The 1,751-nt window shown below is 70.9% G+C and carries 3 protein-coding genes; all 3 read left to right on the top strand.

The window, feature by feature from the left end; genetic code table 11:
- A partial coding sequence (locus tag QK444_RS36025; protein ID WP_282786563.1) for a P1 family peptidase occupies positions 1-416 on the top strand: 416 nt, incomplete at its 5' end.
- Positions 413-1,171, top strand: a complete 759-nt coding sequence (locus QK444_RS36020; protein WP_282786562.1) for an alpha/beta fold hydrolase — start codon at positions 413-415, stop codon at positions 1,169-1,171. The genes QK444_RS36025 and QK444_RS36020, both read left to right, overlap by 4 nt.
- A gap of 29 nt (positions 1,172-1,200) precedes the next feature.
- Positions 1,201-1,751, top strand: a 551-nt coding sequence (panC, locus tag QK444_RS36015; RefSeq protein WP_282786564.1) for a pantoate--beta-alanine ligase, incomplete at its 3' end; no start/stop codon positions are given.

Here is a 1,751-nt window from a genome sequence, read left to right as displayed (position 1 = left end):
TCACCTATGCCGAACGCCGCTGGGACGACCTGGTCGTGGGCGCGCTGTGCGTGGTGAACGCCTACGGCGATATCGACCACGGTGCTGCGGACATCGAATTGGACGCGGTAACCCAGCTCCACGACATCGATCTGGGCGCGCGCATGCACACGACCATCGGCGTGGTGGTCACCAACGCCCGGCTGGACAAGCTGGGCTGTCAGGTGGTCGCGCAGGGCGCGCACGACGGGCTGTCCCGCGCGCTCACGCCGCCGCACGGACGCTTCGACGGCGATGGGTTCATTTGTGCCGCGACGGGTGCGGTCCCGGCGGATGTCGATGTCGTGCGGCTCATGGCGTTGGCCGCCGTCACCCGGGCGATCCGTTCGGTCGGGCCGCCGCACACCCGGCACACCACCACCCGGAGGAGCCTGTGACCATCGCCCTCGACGCCGACAGCTGGATGCCGTACCCGCCCGTCGGCGACGCACCCATGACGCTGTACTGCCTGCCGCACGCCGGTTCCGGAGCCTCGACCTATCTGCCCTGGCGGGAGCGGCTGCGCCCCGACCTCGAGGTGGTACCGCTGCAACCGCCCGGCCGCGAGACCCGCGCCCACGAACGCCCGCATGTCCATGTCGACCCGCTGGTGGACGAGCTGCTCACCGCCATGGGCGAGCGCTGGCGGCCGCCGTTCGCACTGTTCGGCCACAGCATGGGCGCGCTCGTCGCCTTCGAACTGGCGCATCGCCTGCTGGAGCCGGGTCGGCCCCGGCCGGAGCGCCTGATCCTGTCCGCGCGCCGCGCGCCGCACCGATCCGCCTGGGATCCCTTCGCGCACGACGCCTCCGACGCGGAGCTGCTGACGTTCCTGCGCGGACTCGGCGGTACGCCGTCGGCGGTGCTCGACGATCCGGCGCTGCGCCCGGCGCTGTTCCGGCTCATGCGTGCCGATCTGGGCGTGGACGAGAGCTATCGGCACCGTCCGCGACCGCCGCTGCCCATCCCGATCACCGTGTTCGGCGGCAGCGCCGATCCGCAGGTCCCCGTGGACGAACTCGACCGCTGGTCCGACTGCGGCGAGGCGGGCGTCGACATCCGGGTCGTGCCCGGCGATCACTTCTTCGTGCTCGCCGAGCGCGAGACCGTACTCGGGCATATCCGCGAGTGTCTGACGAGCCGACGGAGGTAGCCGTGCGTGTCATTCATGGTGTCGACGAGATGACGGCGGCCTGCCGGGCACTGTCGGCCGCCGGTCGGCCCGTCGCGCTCGTGCCGACCATGGGCGCGCTGCACGACGGCCACTTGGCCCTGGTCGCGGCCGCGACCGCGCGCGGATACGAGGTCGTCGTCTCCATTTTCGTGAATCCGTTGCAGTTCGGGCCGAGTGAGGATTTCGACCGCTACCCCCGGACGCTCGCGGTCGATCTGCATCTGCTGCGCGGCACCGGAACACGCGTCGTCTTCGCGCCGACCGCGGGCGAGATGTATCCGAACGGTCGGCGCACCACGGTGCGGCCCGGACCGACGGGGAATCGGCTGTGCGGTGCGACGCGGCCGCAACTGTTCGGCGGCATGCTGACCGTGGTGGCGAAGCTGCTGCTGATCACCCGGCCCGACGCCGCCTTCTTCGGCGAGAAGGACTACCAGCAACTCGTGCTCATCCGGGAAATGGTCGCCGACCTCGATATGGGTGTCGAGATCGTCGGGGTGCCGACCGTGCGGGAGGCCGACGGCCTGGCGATGTCGTCGCGCAACCGGTACCTGAGCGC

The sequence above is a fragment of the Nocardia sp. CC201C genome, from assembly GCF_030010695.1.
GTDB lineage: Bacteria > Actinomycetota > Actinomycetes > Mycobacteriales > Mycobacteriaceae > Nocardia > Nocardia otitidiscaviarum.
The sequence above is the reverse complement of the archived record's forward strand: the minus strand, read 5'-3'. Positions and strand labels throughout refer to the sequence as shown.